18 protein-coding genes are annotated in these 16923 nt (G+C 47.9%); 3 read left to right on the forward strand and 15 right to left on the reverse strand.

Going from position 1 to position 16923, the window contains the following annotated elements:
* Positions 1 to 9: 9 nt before the first annotated feature.
* Positions 10 to 579: a hypothetical protein gene (locus ACXIT9_RS09165; RefSeq protein ID WP_458055933.1), complete on the forward strand. Its 570-nt coding sequence runs from the start codon at positions 10 to 12 to the stop codon at positions 577 to 579.
* On the opposite strand, the gene ACXIT9_RS09170 is transcribed toward ACXIT9_RS09165, so the two are convergent.
* Genes ACXIT9_RS09170 through ACXIT9_RS09185 form a run of 4 tightly spaced genes read right to left on the reverse strand, consistent with a single transcriptional unit; the run spans position 576 to position 5045 of the window.
* The gene (locus tag ACXIT9_RS09170) at positions 576 to 1589 is read right to left on the reverse strand and encodes a DUF3078 domain-containing protein (RefSeq protein WP_458055934.1); all 1014 of its coding nucleotides are present in this window, start codon (positions 1587 to 1589) and stop codon (positions 576 to 578) included. The genes ACXIT9_RS09165 and ACXIT9_RS09170 overlap by 4 nt on opposite strands.
* Before the next feature lie 9 nt (positions 1590 to 1598).
* Positions 1599 to 3167 carry a LysM peptidoglycan-binding domain-containing protein gene (locus ACXIT9_RS09175; RefSeq protein ID WP_458055935.1) on the reverse strand — a complete coding sequence of 523 codons (1569 nt, stop codon included), beginning with the start codon at positions 3165 to 3167 and terminating at the stop codon, positions 1599 to 1601.
* 2 nt (positions 3168 to 3169) lie between these two features.
* The gene (locus tag ACXIT9_RS09180) at positions 3170 to 3814 is read right to left on the reverse strand and encodes an O-methyltransferase (protein ID WP_458055936.1); all 645 of its coding nucleotides are present in this window, start codon (positions 3812 to 3814) and stop codon (positions 3170 to 3172) included.
* A gap of 1 nt (position 3815) precedes the next feature.
* A complete protein-coding gene (locus tag ACXIT9_RS09185; RefSeq protein ID WP_458055937.1) occupies positions 3816 to 5045 on the reverse strand; it encodes a M16 family metallopeptidase in 1230 nt (409 codons plus the stop codon).
* Between the two features lie 186 nt (positions 5046 to 5231).
* On the opposite strand from ACXIT9_RS09185, the gene ACXIT9_RS09190 reads away from it, so the two are divergent.
* Positions 5232 to 6530 carry an aminopeptidase P family protein gene (locus tag ACXIT9_RS09190; RefSeq protein WP_458055938.1) on the forward strand — a complete coding sequence of 433 codons (1299 nt, stop codon included), beginning with the start codon at positions 5232 to 5234 and terminating at the stop codon, positions 6528 to 6530.
* Positions 6531 to 6606: 76 nt separating this feature from the next.
* On the opposite strand, the gene tsf is transcribed toward ACXIT9_RS09190, so the two are convergent.
* From tsf to ACXIT9_RS09240, 10 genes are all read right to left on the reverse strand, one after another.
* Positions 6607 to 7431, reverse strand: coding sequence for a translation elongation factor Ts (gene tsf, locus ACXIT9_RS09195; RefSeq protein ID WP_458055939.1), 825 nt, complete (start codon positions 7429 to 7431; stop codon positions 6607 to 6609).
* A gap of 159 nt (positions 7432 to 7590) precedes the next feature.
* The gene (gene rpsB / locus ACXIT9_RS09200) at positions 7591 to 8352 is read right to left on the reverse strand and encodes a 30S ribosomal protein S2 (RefSeq protein WP_458055940.1); all 762 of its coding nucleotides are present in this window, start codon (positions 8350 to 8352) and stop codon (positions 7591 to 7593) included.
* A gap of 42 nt (positions 8353 to 8394) precedes the next feature.
* Complete coding sequence (gene rpsI, locus ACXIT9_RS09205; protein WP_009055904.1) at positions 8395 to 8781, reverse strand: 30S ribosomal protein S9; 387 nt, start codon at positions 8779 to 8781, stop codon at positions 8395 to 8397.
* A 14-nt stretch (positions 8782 to 8795) separates the two neighbouring features.
* A complete protein-coding gene (gene rplM, locus ACXIT9_RS09210) occupies positions 8796 to 9239 on the reverse strand; it encodes a 50S ribosomal protein L13 (protein WP_458055941.1) in 444 nt (147 codons plus the stop codon).
* Between the two features lie 121 nt (positions 9240 to 9360).
* On the reverse strand, positions 9361 to 10071 hold the full coding sequence (locus tag ACXIT9_RS09215) for an RluA family pseudouridine synthase (RefSeq protein WP_458055942.1): 711 nt from the start codon (positions 10069 to 10071) through the stop codon (positions 9361 to 9363).
* Positions 10072 to 10314: 243 nt separating this feature from the next.
* The gene (locus ACXIT9_RS09220; RefSeq protein WP_458055943.1) at positions 10315 to 10698 is read right to left on the reverse strand and encodes a DUF3037 domain-containing protein; all 384 of its coding nucleotides are present in this window, start codon (positions 10696 to 10698) and stop codon (positions 10315 to 10317) included.
* A complete protein-coding gene (locus ACXIT9_RS09225) occupies positions 10676 to 11479 on the reverse strand; it encodes a HipA family kinase (RefSeq protein WP_458055944.1) in 804 nt (267 codons plus the stop codon). Before ACXIT9_RS09225 ends, ACXIT9_RS09220 begins: the two co-directional genes overlap by 23 nt.
* Before the next feature lie 33 nt (positions 11480 to 11512).
* Complete coding sequence (locus ACXIT9_RS09230) at positions 11513 to 12559, reverse strand: sensor histidine kinase (RefSeq protein ID WP_458056046.1); 1047 nt, start codon at positions 12557 to 12559, stop codon at positions 11513 to 11515.
* Between the two features lie 6 nt (positions 12560 to 12565).
* Positions 12566 to 13255, reverse strand: coding sequence for a response regulator transcription factor (locus ACXIT9_RS09235; protein ID WP_458055945.1), 690 nt, complete (start codon positions 13253 to 13255; stop codon positions 12566 to 12568).
* Positions 13256 to 13401: 146 nt separating this feature from the next.
* Entirely contained in the window at positions 13402 to 14205 is an 804-nt protein-coding gene (locus ACXIT9_RS09240; RefSeq protein ID WP_458055946.1) for a DUF3108 domain-containing protein, read from the reverse strand.
* A gap of 206 nt (positions 14206 to 14411) precedes the next feature.
* On the opposite strand from ACXIT9_RS09240, the gene recA reads away from it, so the two are divergent.
* Entirely contained in the window at positions 14412 to 15449 is a 1038-nt protein-coding gene (gene recA, locus ACXIT9_RS09245) for a recombinase RecA (RefSeq protein ID WP_458055947.1), read from the forward strand.
* Between the two features lie 143 nt (positions 15450 to 15592).
* Here the strand turns inward: recA and ACXIT9_RS09250 are convergent, their stop codons facing one another.
* Positions 15593 to 16837, reverse strand: a complete 1245-nt coding sequence (locus ACXIT9_RS09250; RefSeq protein WP_458055948.1) for an ABC transporter permease — start codon at positions 16835 to 16837, stop codon at positions 15593 to 15595.
* Positions 16838 to 16923 lie beyond the last annotated feature (86 nt).

Below are 16923 nucleotides of genomic sequence, written 5' to 3' on the forward strand. Positions count from 1 at the left end.
GAGGAGACTTTGGGTTCTGGTCAACAGCTTTTTTCGGGACCTAATCCTTTTGCTGCCAAGAAATCACCCGCACGTGCCACGCTTCCGATTCCAGGTTCATACGAAAAGGCGCAAAGTCTGCTGAAGCAAAAGCAAGGGCAGCAGGTGGAGGATTCGGCACGTCAGGAGCAGGTGAAGGAGCAAGATCCATTAGCGGAAATCGGGAATTCGCCATTAATCATAGAGCAACTAGCTGCGGTTTTACAAGATGAAGCCCGTCGCCTGCAGCGTGAAGGCAGAAATTTAGAGGCCACCCTGTTCAAGCAGCGCTTTCAGCATGAACCGCCCAGCAAGATACGCTTATTTTTAAACAGTGAAATTCAGGAAACGGTATTTTTAAAGCATCGCCCTGAGTTCCTTTTGCGCCTACGGCGCGCCTTCGACCATCGCGACCTGCAGTTAGACTATGAAATCCGGGAAGAGCAGCAGTCTGCGGCGGAAAAACTCTATACGAGCAGTGATAAATTCCAGTATTTGTTGCAGAAGCATCCAGCGCTTGGTGATTTTAAGCGACGTTTTGGTTTGGAGACGGACTTCTAAAAATCGATGCCTATCCCGAAGTTAATGAGGTTCTGAAGCTGCACGGCTTGAATAGGCGGGCCAGCGTCTTGTGGGATGCGGACGGCTTCATCGTAGATCAGGACGGTTTCGATGCGTGTGGTGATATATTTATTCACGCGTAGTGTAATCACAGAGTTTAAGTTGACGACTGTATTTCCTAATCTTTCGAAATTAGAGAAGAGATTCAAGTCCGCACGCCAGCGGACATTTTCCATGATGATGATATCGGTCGTAGAACTGATCGAGACCCCTGCCTCTGGGTTTACCCGTTCGCCGGGGGTGACGCCAAAAGCCCCTGCTCGGCTTAAGGAATCGTCTAGGACGACGGTAAACCTGCCGGTGAAGGGGGAACCGATGATGGAGATCCGGCTTCCGTTATCGAACTGTCGCCGATAATTTAAACCGGTAGAAGACTGAATAAAGGCAGGGCTGAAGAGGTCGGATATACGGTCCCGTGCATCCAGCTCTGCGCCTGCAGGTCGGAAAAATCGATAACCGGGAAGCAGCTGCGTCCTCGTGTCTAGCTGGGTGGAAAGTAGCCAGCGACTCGAGAGCTCTCGTCCGTATTTGCTGATAAATAGGAAGTTGTCGTTCGTTTTTCGCGTGGGGAAGCGCCTGTCTGCCTGTCGGTTAAAGCCGATGTTCACGGTTAGGTTGGTATCCCATACTTTTTTGTCCTTGGCATATTCAGCGCCAAGCAGGAGGGAGCTATTTAGGGCAAAGTTACTGGCACCACCAGCCGCCCAGTTGTTTAAGGTCACCTGTTGCAGGCTGAGGGAAAAGTTACCTCGTTTTTTCCAGTACTGCGGTTTTTCCGCGGTTTTGATGATGACCGAATCGCCCAGCATGATGATAGTATCGCCGGCGATGAGTAAGGTATCAGCCAGCATGAGGCGATCCTCCTCACTTTGGGCGTAAGCCCCGAGGCTGATGCTAAAGAAGCTGAAAAGAAGCCCTGCGAGGGCAAACCATAAAAATCGTTTCATCATGTAAGGGCACTAAGGTGCAGAGACGAACAAACGCTGGCCAGGGCGGATAACATTATCGGCGCCGATCCCATTCCAGGACTTTAGTGCATCCACACTGATGCCGTACTGGCGGCTGATACCGAAGAGGGTATCTCCTTGCTGGACGGTATGGGTGGCCCTGCCACTGGCCGGGGGCTCCATTTTTGTAGGAGTCTGCGCACCCGGAGCGGGTCTGGAAGCGGGCCCTTGCTGGGCGGGTGCTGCCTGCCTGCTCTCTGCAGGAACGTTTTGGATACGTAGAGCCTGGTTTTTTCCACGTCGTTTGCGCAAATTTAACACCATTCCGGGACGAATCTCATTTTCTTTTATGCGATTTAGGTATTCGAGGCGCTGCAAGCGAATGCCATAACGCTGGGCCACGTGCCAAAGGCTTTCTCCGGCACGCACGACATGGGTTTCGGCTTCTTCAGCGCGTCCCCGTTTCCGCTGCGTGAAGTAATTGACGCCAGCTTCTATGGGCGCACCCTTTTCAAGGTCGTTTAAGCGTCTGAATTTGCCTTCTCGCATGCCGAGCTGTGCGGCCATTGCGCTCTGGCTGGTTCCTTGCTGCGGCACTGCGCGGGTGCGTTTGTTAAAGTAACTAAGGCGTATCGGCACATTTCCAGCCAGAAGGGTGGGGTCTGCGGGAGCTTGTGTGGCTTGAGGACGGCTTTCTGCTAGCACGGGAGGGCGTATCTCGCGCGCCCCCGGCACGATAACGGTATACATTTTGTCGCCGGGGATTTGTCCATCTCGCGTCCATTTATTGTAGGCTTCCAGCCGGTCCAGTGGCACTGACCACTCTGCTGCCAGTGATTTCAGGTGAGTAGGCCCTCTGAGGGGTACTGCCTGAAGGGTCTCTGCTTGAGACACAAATCCATCCTGATACCCTTCGAAGGCCACCTTATGGGCTAGAAATTTTTTGAAGTACCAGTGCGTTTTGCGATCTATTTTCACGTTGCGCTGCCCACTGAATTGGTTGCCAAAGTAATTTTTAGCCCCACCGGGCCCCATTTGATAGGCCACGATGGCGACCATCCAATTATCAAAGGTGGCCATATTTTTCGCGAGGTAGCGGGCGGCACCCTGTGTGGAGCTGACGATGTTTTTCCGCTCGTCGATCTGTCGGTCGACCCGCAGAAAAACTTCTTCGGCTGTTCCCTGTTTGAACTGCCAGTAGCCTACTGCGTTCGAGCTAGAGACGGCATCAGCGATTAGGCTGCTTTCCTGCACCACCAGATACTTCAGGTCATCCGGCATGCCCGCGGCACGGAGCTCCGCTTCTACCAGTGGGAAGTAGGTACGGATGCGGCTTAGTTTGATCTGTAGGTAGTTTTCATTTCGGTAGAGGGCGTCTACATCTGCCTGAATTTCGCGTCGCGCCTGCGCATCCAAGTCGAGCTGCATGTTCGCTACCTGCATGCGTGCGGGTACCTGAGGAACGGGTCTGTTCCATGCGGAGGCGATTTCCATGGCGTCTGTACGGGCCAGCAGGGGAGCGGGCGAGAAGCCGAGGAGCCAGATGAGGACAAGCCATAAAAAAGAGATGCAGTGTTTCATCTTTATTTTTTTCGAGCGACCATTATGCCATCCCGAATGGGGAGTAAAATATTATCCACCCGCGGGTCTTCTTGCACTTTGCGGTTAAACGCGATAAGGGCGGCGGTGTCTTTATCGGGTTTTTTAGGCCCCTCATGCAGGATTTTTCCTGACCAGAGGACATTATCTGCCAGAATCACCGCTCCAGGCGCTAGTTTATCGAAAATTAAATCGTAGTAGCGTCCATAGTTTTCCTTGTCGGCGTCGATGAATACCAGGTCGATCCCGTCGGGAAGCGCAGGAATTAGCGCTTGTGCATCTCCCAGCCTGTAGTCGATTTTATCACTTAGGCCTGCTTTCTCGAAGAAGCCTCTGACCATAGGCTCCAGTTCCACGTTAATGTCTAAGGTATGCAGGAGGGCGCCTGCCTCCAGGCCGCGTGCCATGCAGATGGCCGAATATCCGGTGTAGGTCCCAATTTCTACCACGCGCTTAGGGCGAATAAAGCGTGTAAGCATTTCGAGAAATTTCCCTTGGAGGTTTCCGGACAGCATGCGTGGCATGAGCACCTTCAGGTGTGTTTCGCGTGTGATATGTGCCAGGATGGGGTCTTCTGGACTCGTGTGTGCCTCGCAGTAGGCTTGCAGTTTTTCGTCTATAAATTCCATGTCAGGCAGGCTTATAAGTAAGGGTGCTGAGCTCGCTTTCGGCGAACATCTCCTGTGCGATCTCTTGAAGGGTTTCCGCGCGCGTGCTACGGATAAGTTCGAAGATACTTTCTAGGCTAGGGATGTGGTTTTTGTCCAAGATATTTTTTCCAAAGACCAGCATCAGTGCGGCGTAGTTTTCTTCCGCCATGGCCATTTGGCCGACGGCCTGTTCTTTCGCCATGTGCAGCTGTAGGGTGCCCAGTTTTTTGTCGCGCAGTTTTTTCAGTTCTTTTCGGACCAGATGATGGGCTTTGGTCAGCGTACCCACTTCCGTGGCAAAGAAAATGCCCCAAAAGCCTACATCATGAAAGGTTTGGTAATGGGCTTCTACGCCGTAGACGTAGCCATTTTTTTCACGCAGCGCCATGTTTAGGCGGCTGTTCATGCTAGGCCCTCCCAGTATATTATTGAGCAGGAAAAAGGGGTAGCGGTAGGGGTGGCTGAGGCCATAGCTTACCTTTCCGAGTGCCATATGAGCTTGGGTAATTTCCTTCTCCGCAGTCTGTAGTTTCGGTACATACTGGGTGAAGGGGTGACGCTCCCGCGTCAAAAACTGGGCGGGGATCTCTTTTAGAAAGCCTTCGACGGTGCGCAGGACCTTTTCCCAAGGGATATTTCCGACGACGGAGAAGACGATTTTTCGGGTATCTAGGTTTTTCTCGATGAAGGCATGAAAATCTTTTTGGGCGAAGCCCGAGACCGTCTTTTCATTTCCGAGTATATTTCCGCCTAGGGCGTGTCCCTGAAAAAGGAGCGCATCGAAATCATCTTGGATGCTATCATCGGGGGAGTCCCGGTACATGGCCATCTCTTCCAGGATGACTTGTCGTTCTTTTTCGATCTGCTTTGGGGGGAAGGTGCTGGCAAACGTAATGTCACAGAGGAGTTCTGCGGCCTTTGCGAAGTGGGTGTGCAGGACCGAGCTGTAGAAGCAAATTTTCTCTTTAGTAGTGTAAGCGTTTAGCTCGCCGCCGAGGGATTCCAGCCGATTAATGATGTGGAAAGCTTTCCGTTTTTTGGTTCCTTTAAAGGCCATATGCTCCCAAAAATGCGCCAAGCCCTCCTCCTCTGGGGCTTCATCTCGGCTGCCGATATCGAGGATAAAACCGCAGTGGACGAGCCGGGTGTGGGTGATTTCTTGGTGTACGATACGAATACCATTCGGTAATTCCTTTAACTGATAGGCCATGAAAATGCTGTACGGATAAAAAGGTCCGGGGGAAAGGCTCCTGCCGGCATTATTTTAACTGCGAATATAAGGATTTATTTGTTCATTTTCTTGGGCTGGGGATTGTCGATTAAAGCTTGTATTTTCGTCTTCAGAATGGGCCGCGGGCCTGAAACGAAAGATTTTACCTTTAAAGCGATAAGACTTATGCGATATACGCCATTACCTGCATCACTCTACCAGCGAAACCGGGACAAGTTACGGGCGCAGCTCCTGCCGGGCGCGGTAGCGGTGCTGCATGCCAATGATATTTTGCCGACGAATTCGGATGGGACGATGCGTTTCAAGCAAAATTCGGACTTGTTTTACCTGACGGGAATCGACCAAGAGCAGACGATCCTGCTCTTATGTCCGGACTGTCCCGATGCTCAGTACCGAGAGGTATTGTTTTTACGAGAGACCGATGCGCATATTGCCATTTGGGAAGGACATAAGTACACCAAGGAGGAGGCTCAGGCAGCCTCTGGGGTGGCGCGGGTAGAGTGGCTGTCGCAGTTTGAGCGTATTTTCTCCAGCTGCATGGCTCTCAGTGAGCGGGTGTACTTGAACACGAATGAACATTTACGTGCGACGGTAGAAATCGCTAGTAGGGATGCGCGTTTTATCAGCAGCTGTCGGGAGCGTTTTCCGCTGCACGAGTACAAGCGCCTGGCCCCCTTGCTGCATCAGTTGCGTAGCGTGAAGGAGCCGGAAGAAGTGGAGCAGCTGCGTCGCGCCTGTGCCATCACGGAGGCAGGTTTTCGTCGGGTTTTATCCGAGGTACGTCCCGGCATTAAAGAGTATGAGATAGAGGCGCTGTATAACTATGAGTTTTTACGACGTGGCAGCCGTGGGTTTGCGTACGAGCCCATCATCGCCTCGGGCCGTAACTCCTGTGTCTTGCACTATGTGGAAAACAAGGAGGTCTGTCAGGATGGGGAGCTCATACTTTTTGACGTGGGGGCGGAGTATGGAAATTACAATGCCGACATGAGTCGTACCATTCCCGTAAATGGACGTTTCACTACGCGTCAGCGCGCGATTTACGATGCTGTTTTAGGCGTACAGCGGGAGGCGATGCAGCTGTTACGTCCCGGAATTTCCATTCAGGAATACCATAAGGAAGTAGGTAAGTGTATGGAGTCGGCACTGTTAGGCTTGGGACTGATCGATCGGACCGATATTAAAAATCAGGATCCCGCTTGGCCGGCCTATAAAAAATATTTTATGCATGGCACCTCCCATCACTTGGGACTAGATGTACATGATGTAGGCACGATGCATGCGCCGATTCAGGCGGGGATGGTTTTTACGGTAGAACCAGGTATTTATGTGCTAGAGGAAAGTATCGGGATTCGTTTGGAGAACAATATTGTCATCCATGAGGAAGGTTTCGATGATTTGATGGCAGGTATTCCGATCGAAGCCGAGGAAATCGAGGAGCTGATGCAAGCGGGCCGCGCTTAATTCAATAGAGGCATTTGTATAAAAAAGGCTGATTTCGGAAGAAATCAGCCTTTCAAGTTTGGTCATCACCCAAGGATTATCCGATTGCTACACGCTTAAATGCAGCTACAGTTAAGCCTTTGCTGACGCTGTCCAGATACTGAGCAATGGACTTGCTGTTGTCCTTCACAAAGGTCTGGCTAAGCAAAGTGTTTTCTTTGTAGAACTTGTTTAGTTTACCGATGGCGATTTTCTCAAGCATCTCTTCAGGCTTGCCTTCTTGTCTTGCTTGGTCTTTGCCTACTTCGATTTCTCTTTCTACTACGGAAGCATCTACGCCGTCCTTATCTAGGGCTACAGGGTTCATAGCGGCGATTTGCATGGCTACATCTTTTCCAGCTTCTTCCACATCTGTACCGCTGGTATTTTTCAGTGCGACGAGCACACCTAATTTACCGTTTGAGTGGATATAAGGAACCACAGCCTCACCTTCTACCTGCTCGTAGTGGGAGATTTCGATTTTCTCACCGATTTTACCTGTTAGTTCGATGATTTTTTCACCTACAGTATTTCCATCTAAGGGAAGTGCGAGGATTTCCTCTACTGTTTTCGCTTGATTTTCAGTGGCTAGTGCGATGGCTGTGTTCGCGAAAGCGACGAACTCTTCGTTTTTCGCTACGAAGTCAGTTTCGCATGTTAAGGAAAGTAGGTAGCCGGTAGTGCCGTTTACGTGCGTCACGATGGTACCTTCTTTCGTTTCTCTATCTGCTCTAGAAGCAGATACTTTTTGCCCTTTTTTTCTCAGGATATCGATTGCCTTTTCAAAGTCACCTTCTGCTTCGGTAAGGGCCTTTTTACAGTCCATCATACCGGCTCCGGTCATTTTTCTTAATTCGTTAACTTCTTTTGCAGTAATCGCCATGATTTAGAAAGTTTATGTAAGAGGTTGTATATCTTTTTTAGGGGCTCGCCTGCGGTAAAAGGCAGGGAGAGGGGGCCAGGCCTCCTAATAGTAAACAAAAAATTGAACACAGGGCGTTACCGTATGTTCAATTTTCTTTACCTATGCTGTCAAATCGAATTATTCAGCAGAGTCAGCATCTACAGCGCGTTTAGCTGCTTCTTCCTCTTGCTGTTTTGCATCTTCTTTGTCTCTTTTACGCTCGGATAGACCTTCTTCTATGGCTGCGCCAAAGAGTTTTACGAGAAGAGAGATAGACTTGAACGCATCGTCATTTGCCGGAATTGGGAAATCTACCTCATTCGGGTTAGAGTTCGTATCAACTAAAGCAAACACAGGGATACCAAGCTTTTGTGCTTCGGCGATGGCGATGTGTTCTCTTTTGATGTCTACGACAAAAAGGGCTGCTGGAAGGCGTGTTAGGTCAGCGATACCGCCGAGTACAGTTTCCAATTTCTCTCTTTGACGCGTGATCATCAAACGCTCCTTCTTCGCCATGTTCTTATAAGATTCTTCTTTCATCATTTTGTCGATGGAAGACATCTTTTTAAGAGATTTGCGGATGGTGGCGAAGTTAGTAAGCATACCTCCTAACCATCTTTCGGTTACGTAAGGCATGTTAAGTCTTCTTGCTTCTTCAGCTACTAAGTCTTTCGCCTGCTTTTTCGTTGCGACGAACATTACTTTTTTGCCAGAGCGAACGATTTGCTTGATTGCGTTGGATGCTTCTTCGAGGCAAACAAGCGTTTTGTTTAGGTCAATGATATGGATTCCGTTCTTCTCCATGAAGATATACGGAGCCATTCTTGGGTCCCACTTTCTCGTCAAGTGTCCGAAGTGAACACCAGCATCCAGTAAGTCTTTATATTCGATTTGTGCCATTGAATAATTTTTTTTCTAAAGAGTATACTAAGTAGATTCCGATTAACGCTTGGAGAACTGGAATCTTCTTCTCGCTTTTCTACGACCTGGCTTCTTACGTTCTACCATACGTGGATCACGTGTTAGGAAGCCTTCTTTTTTAAGCGGAGATCTAAATTCTTCATTGATTTCACAAAGTGCACGAGCGATCGCCATACGAGCGGCTTCTGCCTGGCCTTTGATGCCACCTCCATCTACGGTGATGTTAATGTCATACTTTCCATCTTCACCGACGAGGGCCAAAGGCTGCTTTACGACGATCTGATGTAAGTCGAAAGGGAAGTAAACAGCGATTTCTCTTTTGTTTACGGTGATGGTACCGTTCCCTGGTTTTAGGTAGATTCTCGCAACAGAGGTTTTTCTTCTACCGATAGTGTTAATAATTTCCATAGACTGCTGATCGATTAGAATTTGATTTCTTTCGGCTGCTGAGCGGCGTGCGGATGCTCAGGGCCTTCGTAAACGAATAGGTTACGGTATAACTGACGACCCAGTCTTGTTTTAGGAAGCATACCACGAACTGCTTTCTCTACGAGAATACGTCCGTCTTTTTCCTTCAACATACGTGGGGTAGAGATACGCTGCCCACCCGGGTAGCCCGTGTGACGTACATATACCTTATCGTTCCACTTGTTACCGGTTAATCTAACCTTCTCGGCGTTAATAACGATCACGTTATCACCGCAGTCCACGTGAGGGGTAAAGTTTGGCTTATGCTTACCTCTCAAAATACGTGCTACCTCACTCGCGAATCGACCTAAAACTGCAGCTTGGGCATCCACAACCACCCAATTCTTGTCTACAGTTTTCTCATTCGCGGATTTGGTCTTATAGCTTAATGTATCCACTGTGTAAATGTTTAATTATGAGCTTATTAAATACAATAATCCCCTAAAAAGGGACACAAAGATAGATGCTTTTTCTTTCATATGCAAAAGAAAGCATGCTATACCTCACATTTTCTTGCACTTAGCTGTTCTTTTCCAGCTGTCGTACCAATACATCGAAATCTTTTGGGTACGGGGCTTCCACTTTTATGGTTTGGCCGTCTGTTCCCTGGAAGCAGATTCCGTAGGCATGTAAGGCTACGCGCTGTAAAATAGGCAGCTCTTCCGTGCCTTTTTTTAAGTTAAATCTCCGCTTAAGCTGTGAAAGATAGACAGGCGCGCCCCCGTAGGTACCGTCGCAGCATATCGGGTGGCCTAGATAAGCCAAATGTACCCGGATTTGGTGCAAGCGACCGCTAATCGGTTCACAGGCAAATAGCGTGTGCGCATAATACGTTTTCAGGGTTTTAATGCGTGTTTGCGCCGGCTTCCCATCTTTATGTATGCGCGCGATTCCTTTATTCGTAGCCACTATGTTTCGATCCACGAGGACCTCCTCATAGCGATGTATTCCAGCTGTAACGGCATGATACACTTTCTGCACTTCTCTGTTTTCAAATTGCATCGCGATGTTACGATACGCCTCCTGGTGTTTGGCGATAACTAGGCATCCGGAAGTTTCCTTGTCCAAGCGATGACAAACCTGGGCATCAGGGGTGTATGCGCGGGCAAGTTCCAACATATTTTGGGCTTCATGCCTATCGTCCAGCGTCGATAAAAAGGGAGGCTTATTGACTACGAGGTAATCCTCGTTTTCAAACAGCACGAGCGACTTAAAATCAATTTTTTTCATGCAGTTCGCTACCAATAAGGGCGCGAAATTAGGTAATTTTATTGAGTGAAGGAAATTTGAGGGAAAGAAATTTCTTGGAGGGGGTTCTTTTCCTCTTTTTTGTTTCATCGTCCTTTTTCACGTGGAGCGCGAAGAGTGGATTTTTACGAGTAGGCACACGCTCATGGCAAGAAATAAGGACCGACGTGGGTAGTAGACGCTCTAAATAGTCAGCTTCTCTGAATGTTTAAGCAGGTCTGCCCTTTAGTCCACTAGCTTCCGAAACAATTCCTCCAGGGTGTATTTTAAATCTTCTGTTAATCCGCCATGCGGTCGAGAGGTTTGGATCATGGAACTTCGGTTTGCTGTCAACCAGCGAAAGCGGGATGCAGCATCATACTGCGTAATGGGACTGTTCGTATTTTTGCCTTCACAGATTTTTACGATAGAAGTTAAGTAGGTTTGGATAAGCTCCAGGTCTGCACGGGGGTCTAGGGCCAGTACTTTTTGGAGGTCAGGGATGAGCTTACAGCCTAAAAACTTTTGCTGCTTGCAGCAGATAAGTACCCCTACATTTACGAATTCCTCACGTTCCACTCGGGGCACTATCCTGAGGACGGCATATTCATATAAGTGCATTTCGGGCATCTTGGGCTCCTTTAATAAAATTTTCAGAATGTTTTAGGCGTCTGATGAAGTAGGCAGCATAAATGGCTCGGCCTTCTTCTGCAGTTTCTACGTCTCGGGAAGCCAGGATCCACTCGTCTGGGATTAAAGCCACAAGTTGCTCTAGTTTTTCGGCTGTTAGCACAGTTTTAAAGAGTGCATTTACTTCTGAAAGGTGGGTGGCTTTTGGTAAGAGCACATGGTCCTTAATCAGGGGGAAGGGGCTTATGGCCTGCTTTTCCCAGTGTTCCCAGTTATGATGAAAAAGTAAGGAGGCGCCATGGTCGATCAGCCAAAGTTCTCTATTCCACCAGAGCATGTTGGTGTTTCGGAAGCTACGGTCCACGTTCGTAATAAAGGCGTCTAGCCACACGATTTTCGAGGCCAGCTCAGCGTCTATATCAGTAGCTCCCGGATCATAGGTGATCGCTTGGGATAAAAAATGCAAGGCTAGGTTAAGCCCTTGGCTACCTTTTAGCAGGTCTTGGATTTCTTCATCGCCTTCCGAACGGCCGAAGGCTTCATCCAGCTGTGCAAAGACAAGCTCGGGGACTTTTAGCCCGAGTAGGCGCGCGATTTCTCCTCCGAGGAGCTCTGCGATCAGGGCTTTTTCACGCTGACCTGCTCCTTTAAATTTAACGACGTAACTAAATCCATCATCAGCATCGGCTAAGGCGGGCAGTGAGCCCCCTTCGCGCAGTGGCATTCGGTAGCGAGTCACCTGCACCGTGCGTAGCTGAGGGGGAGGCGTGGAGGTAGGCATAACTGATTTTTTTACAAAGATAGGGCTTTGGGGTCAAGATTTCTCTTCTACGGCGGGAAGGCTGAAACTAAAGAGTGAACCTTTTCCTACGGTGCTGCTAACAGCGATTTTGCTTTTATGGCCTTCTAAGATATGTTTGACGATAGCCAGTCCTAGTCCGGTACCTCCTGCTTCGCGGTTTCTGCTTTTTTCTACCCGGTAGAAGCGTTCAAAAATTCGTTTTAGGTCTTCTGCAGGAATTCCTTTGCCATTATCTTTCACCGCCACGTGTAGGCGGCTTTTTTGAGTCTTAAGGCTGACCTCCACTTCACCTCCTTCATGGTTATATTTGATGGCATTCGAGATGAGGTTTTGGCAAACGCGAAAAATTTTTTCTCGATCGGCACGAGTGGAAAAGGACTGGTTTTTATCGACATAAAACCGGATGAGGACATCTCTTTTTTCTGCTTTTTGTTCCAGTTCTTCGATAACTTCCGCCAGCAGGGCACGGAGGTCGAAGACTTCGTGGTTAAACTTGACCACACCGCTTTCCATCCGGTTTAGCGTGAGCAGGTCCTGCACGAGACGGTCCAGGGAGTGCAGGCTTTTAGCAGCCCTTTTCAGAAACTTGTAGCGGACAGCTTCATCGTCTACGGCACCTTCGAGTAGGGTTTCGATGTAGCCTTGGGCTGCAAAGATGGGGGTTTTCAGTTCGTGTGAGATGTCAGCGATAAATTCACGTCGGAAGGCGGCATTTTTTTGGAGTGTTTCGATTTCTTTATTGCGCGCCAGCGCGTAGTTATTAATCGTAGCGTTAATGTTTTTTAAGGGAGAAAGTCCGGGTTTAGCAGGTTTATCTTTCAGGCCCGTGAGGTCTTTTTTTTGGATTTTCTCTAGTAGGGAGTAGATGTTAGCGATCTCCTTGAAGATTAAGAATTCCAGCGTGACTAGGGTGAGGATGTAAGCGGAGGCGAATGCCATACTCCAGGCCACTACCAGGAGTGTGGGGGTGGCGGCTTCCATGATGGACAAAAAGGCGACCGTCACGGAAGCGATCGCCAATCCTAAAACAAATGCTATCCCGCGGGAGGTGGTAAACATCATATATTAACCCAAGTCGAACTTATAGCCCACTCCTTTAACAGTGGTAATATAGTCGTCACCGATTTTTTCGCGTACCTTTCGGATGTGTACATCTACGGTGCGTGCTAGGACGAATACGTCGGCACCCCAGATGTTTTGCAATAAATCATCTCGACTAAAGACCATATTAGGATTTTTCGCTAGGAAATACAAGAGTTCGAATTCTTTTTTCGGCAGCGTGATGGTTTTCCCACTTTTATCGATTGTGTAACTGGTTCGGTCGATGGTGAGGTCCCGGATTTTTATTTGGGATAATTCTTGTTCTTTTTTCGATTCTCGGCGGAAAAGAGCGGCGATACGACTCATGAGGGCCCGCGGCTTTATGGGCTTGGTGATGTAATCGTCGGCTCCTACATCGAAGGCAGCCACTTCGCTATATTCTTCGGCGCGGGCGGTTAAAAAAATGATAAAAGTGTTTTTAAGATCGGGGTTTTCGCGAAGCTGTCGGCAGGTTTCTACGCCATCCTGAAGGGGCATCATGATGTCTAATAGGATGACATCAGGCTTAAATCGGGCGGCTGTTTTGACAGCTTTTACGCCATCTTCTGCGGAGGCGACATCATAACCTTCTTTTTCGAGGTTATAGGTCAAGATTTCTACGATGTCTGGCTCATCATCTACTACCAGAATCCTGACTTGCGGTTTTTCACTCATGTTAAGCGTGCTGCTAAAGGTTTTTGATGACCCTAAATTAATGAAAGCGGGGTGAAATCGCGTATTTTTTACTTAGGAATTAAGAAAACACAACATACCTACTTCAAACTCGGTCGAATGTGAAGGGAATGTTAAAAAATAGTAATCTATTTATTACGGATGCCGCTTGCTTCCACAAGATCCATGTTAAGAGCGCCTACGACTAGTTTAGCTTTTATTTTCAATGGGATTTTATTTTCGTCGTCTGAAATCCAGACGGTCACAGGATATTCGCCTTTAAAGAGTTTATTGGGTGGCATTACAGGCGTAAAGAGCATCGTTTCATAGGTGCCCAGCTTGGTTTTGAGGGTTTCTTTTCCTTCGTAGATTAACTTGATGGCATAAGTTTGTTTATCGAAAAAGCCGTTTATCGTGATGATGTCACCGGGCTTATGGCGTCGTAGGTCCATGGATCGGAGGTAATAAAAGCCACTCACGATATCTTGGACTTGTTGGGGGATGTCGAAGGTTTTCGTGTCGATGATTTTAGCGTCTTCTCGGTCGAAGAGCTTCATTTCGGCTTTGCCTTTTTGCTGGTCGAAGTAGACACGTTCATTTTTTCGGTACTTGCCCTCTTCTAAAAAGCGGTAGGAATGATAGGGGATGAGTCGGGCGGTATCTAGGTAGGTGCCCCAGGTATCGTTTACTTTAAACAACTTAAAGATTCCCAGGGTCTGTCCGGTTACGTCGATTTTATATACGGGCCGTTCGTTAAAGCGCTTCACCTCTGGAGCGACCTCCATAACGGCTTCAGCAGCATTAAGAAAGCCATAGCTTACAGTGAATTTTAAGGATTCCCCTTTCGTGAAAGCACGTTTTTTCGCCTGAGCATGCCCGGGATCAGGCACTGTAAAGGCAGAAAGTGTGACAATGAGTGACACAAAAAGACTTATTCGAAGGGATTTCTTCATGATATGCACATGCTTTCAAATCTTATTCCAATCTTTACAACGTTAAACGGAGGAACTTCATGTGTCTGGACCAGGATATCCTTTTTTGTGTAGAGTAAACAGTTCCGTATGTTTAAAACCACTTGTAAGTATTTGAAGTTTGTTCACCAAAGATAGAATACGTAATTTCGAGAATCCTTGTTTGTTAAGAAAAATTAAAAGAAAATATGAGTACTGCGAGCGAAAAATTAAAGGCTTTACAGCTGACCATCGATAAATTAGAGAAGTCCTATGGGAAGGGAACTGTCATGAAACTGAGTGACAATAAGGTTTTAGACATTCCAGCGATTTCCACAGGTTCTTTAGGTTTGGATATGGCCTTGGGGATAGGTGGAATTCCGCGGGGTCGGGTGATCGAAATTTACGGTCCTGAATCTTCGGGAAAGACGACCTTAACGATGCACTGCATCGCGGAGGCGCAGCGTCAGGGCGGTTTAGCTGCTTTTATCGATGCAGAGCATGCCTTTGACAAGACGTATGCCGAAAAGCTGGGGATTGACACGGAAAATTTACTGATTTCACAGCCTGATAATGGGGAGCAGGCCTTAGAAATCGCCGAGCATTTAATTCGTTCTGGGGCTATCGACATAATCGTGATCGATTCCGTGGCGGCACTCGTGCCAAAGGGGGAGTTAGAAGGCGATATGGGTGACAGTAAGATGGGGCTTCAGGCGCGCTTGATGTCGCAGGCGCTGCGTAAGTTGACAGGAGCGATCAATAAAACAGGCTGTGCGTGTATATTTATCAACCAGTTACGTGAAAAAATCGGGGTGATGTTCGGAAATCCGGAGACCACGACCGGGGGAAATGCGCTTAAGTTTTATGCTTCTGTGCGCTTAGATATTCGCAGAATCGGTCAAATTAAGGAAGGGGCGGATAATATCTTAGGAAACCGGACGAAAGTGAAGGTGGTCAAGAATAAGGTCGCGCCTCCATTTAAAGTAGTGGAATTCGACATTATGTATGGACAAGGGATCTCTAAGGTAGGGGAGATCATTGATCTAGGTGTGGAATTCGATATCATCAAAAAGGCGGGCTCTTGGTTCTCCTATGACGGGAATAAGCTTGGTCAGGGACGGGATGCGGTAAAAAATTTGATACTCGATAATCCTGAGCTAATGGAAGAGTTAGAGCGTAAGATCAAGGAGAAAGCAGGTCTTGGCGCGAAACTACCTGAGGAGCGAGGCGAGGAAACGGAAGGATAAGTTTTTTTCTATCCCGAGGAGTTACATGAGATAAAAATCCCCGACACATTTTAATAAAGGTGTTCGGGGATTTTCTTTTGCGCGGCTACGCGCCAACATAGCTTCAGGAGGCACGTTTTTCGACTGCTTGGTTTCAGCTGCTTTTAATTCGCTCGGATGGCTTCCACTGGATCCAGTCGTGAGGCGAGAGTAGCAGGCACAATTCCAGAAAGTACTCCGATGACGGAGGAAATCGTAACGCCTAGCATTACATTTTTAAAGGTCATGACGAATTCAAAGGAACCCACTGGGATAAAAGTGAGTAAGTAGACCAGTAAAATACCCCCTAGACCTCCGATAAGAGAGAGGAATACGGCTTCAAACAGGAATTGGAAAAGGATAAAGAAATTTTTAGCCCCTAATGATTTCTGCACGCCGATGATGGTGGTACGCTCTTTTACGGATACGAACATGATGTTAGCGATACCAAATCCACCTACTAGGATGGAGAAGCCTCCTATGACGGCTCCGGCGATGCTGATCACTGAAAAGATGGAGCCGATAGTATTCATGATAAATTCCGATTTGTTTAATGAGAAGTTGTCTTCTTCTGTGGGCTTGAGCCCGCGCTTGGCCCGCATAAGTCCGATAATGTCATTTTCGAGTGCGATCATTTGCTGCTCATCGTCAGGGCCTTTGATGGCGATATCGGGTTCGATGCCCCTATTGCCGACGTAGTAGATTTTGGTAAAGGCAGAAAAAGGAATGATGCAGGCTTCATCTTTAGAAGGCGCATCGAAGAGTCCTTCGCCTTCTTCTTCGAAGATACCGATGACCACGAATTTACGCCCTTTGATTTTCACTTCCTTCCCTAAGGCATCCTGTCCCGGGAATAAGTTTCGAGCCAGTTTAACACCTATGAGTGCGACATTTCGGCCTGCATTCGTCTCGATTTCGGTAAAGTAGCGCCCATATTCGATCGGGACATCGTAGACATCTTTATAAGAAAATGTAACGCCAGTCAGGTTCGTGCCTCTAAAAGAGTTGTTTCCTGCCTGAACGGTGACATTCGCATTAGCGGAGAAGCTAACTCCTTCGGCATTTCGGAGCTGATTGGATAAAAATTGATATTCGCTGTAGGTATTATAAGGGCGCTGAAAGTATTTCCACCAGGGGTAATCTGCTGAGCCCACAAACTCAAACCTATTAATGGTAATCACATTACTTCCCAAGAAGCTAAAACTATTTTTTATGCTGCGTTCTAGGGAGTCTACCGCAGTAAAAACCGCAATGATGGCGAAGATTCCCACGGTTACCCCTAGAAGAGACAAAACGGTGCGGGTAAGGTTCGAGCGCAGGGCTTGCATGGCGAAGCGCAGACTTTCGTATGTTAGCTTGAGGAAAATCACAGTAAAGGGCTTGGTCTAAAACAATTACCGAAGATATATAGATTTAGGGACTTTTTCTTATTATCTTTGCATTTTTTACGACTAGT

The sequence above is a fragment of the Nitritalea sp. genome (genome assembly GCF_054166705.1).

Coding starts and splice junctions, on each gene's coding strand:
- ACXIT9_RS09185 (WP_458055937.1), bottom strand. CDS start 5,045: ATGGCCTATCAGTTAAAGGAATTACCGAATGGTATTCGTATCGTACAC.
- ACXIT9_RS09170 (WP_458055934.1), bottom strand. CDS start 1,589: ATGATGAAACGATTTTTATGGTTTGCCCTCGCAGGGCTTCTTTTCAGC.
- tsf (WP_458055939.1), bottom strand. CDS start 7,431: ATGGCGATTACTGCAAAAGAAGTTAACGAATTAAGAAAAATGACCGGA.
- ACXIT9_RS09225 (WP_458055944.1), bottom strand. CDS start 11,479: ATGCCTACCTCCACGCCTCCCCCTCAGCTACGCACGGTGCAGGTGACT.
- rpsB (WP_458055940.1), bottom strand. CDS start 8,352: ATGGCACAAATCGAATATAAAGACTTACTGGATGCTGGTGTTCACTTC.
- recA (WP_458055947.1), top strand. CDS start 14,412: ATGAGTACTGCGAGCGAAAAATTAAAGGCTTTACAGCTGACCATCGAT.
- ACXIT9_RS09240 (WP_458055946.1), bottom strand. CDS start 14,205: ATGAAGAAATCCCTTCGAATAAGTCTTTTTGTGTCACTCATTGTCACA.
- ACXIT9_RS09175 (WP_458055935.1), bottom strand. CDS start 3,167: ATGAAACACTGCATCTCTTTTTTATGGCTTGTCCTCATCTGGCTCCTC.
- ACXIT9_RS09190 (WP_458055938.1), top strand. CDS start 5,232: ATGCGATATACGCCATTACCTGCATCACTCTACCAGCGAAACCGGGAC.
- ACXIT9_RS09180 (WP_458055936.1), bottom strand. CDS start 3,814: ATGGAATTTATAGACGAAAAACTGCAAGCCTACTGCGAGGCACACACG.
- ACXIT9_RS09235 (WP_458055945.1), bottom strand. CDS start 13,255: ATGAGTGAAAAACCGCAAGTCAGGATTCTGGTAGTAGATGATGAGCCA.
- ACXIT9_RS09230 (WP_458056046.1), bottom strand. CDS start 12,559: ATGTTTACCACCTCCCGCGGGATAGCATTTGTTTTAGGATTGGCGATC.
- ACXIT9_RS09220 (WP_458055943.1), bottom strand. CDS start 10,698: ATGCCCGAAATGCACTTATATGAATATGCCGTCCTCAGGATAGTGCCC.
- rpsI (WP_009055904.1), bottom strand. CDS start 8,781: ATGGAAATTATTAACACTATCGGTAGAAGAAAAACCTCTGTTGCGAGA.
- ACXIT9_RS09215 (WP_458055942.1), bottom strand. CDS start 10,071: ATGAAAAAAATTGATTTTAAGTCGCTCGTGCTGTTTGAAAACGAGGAT.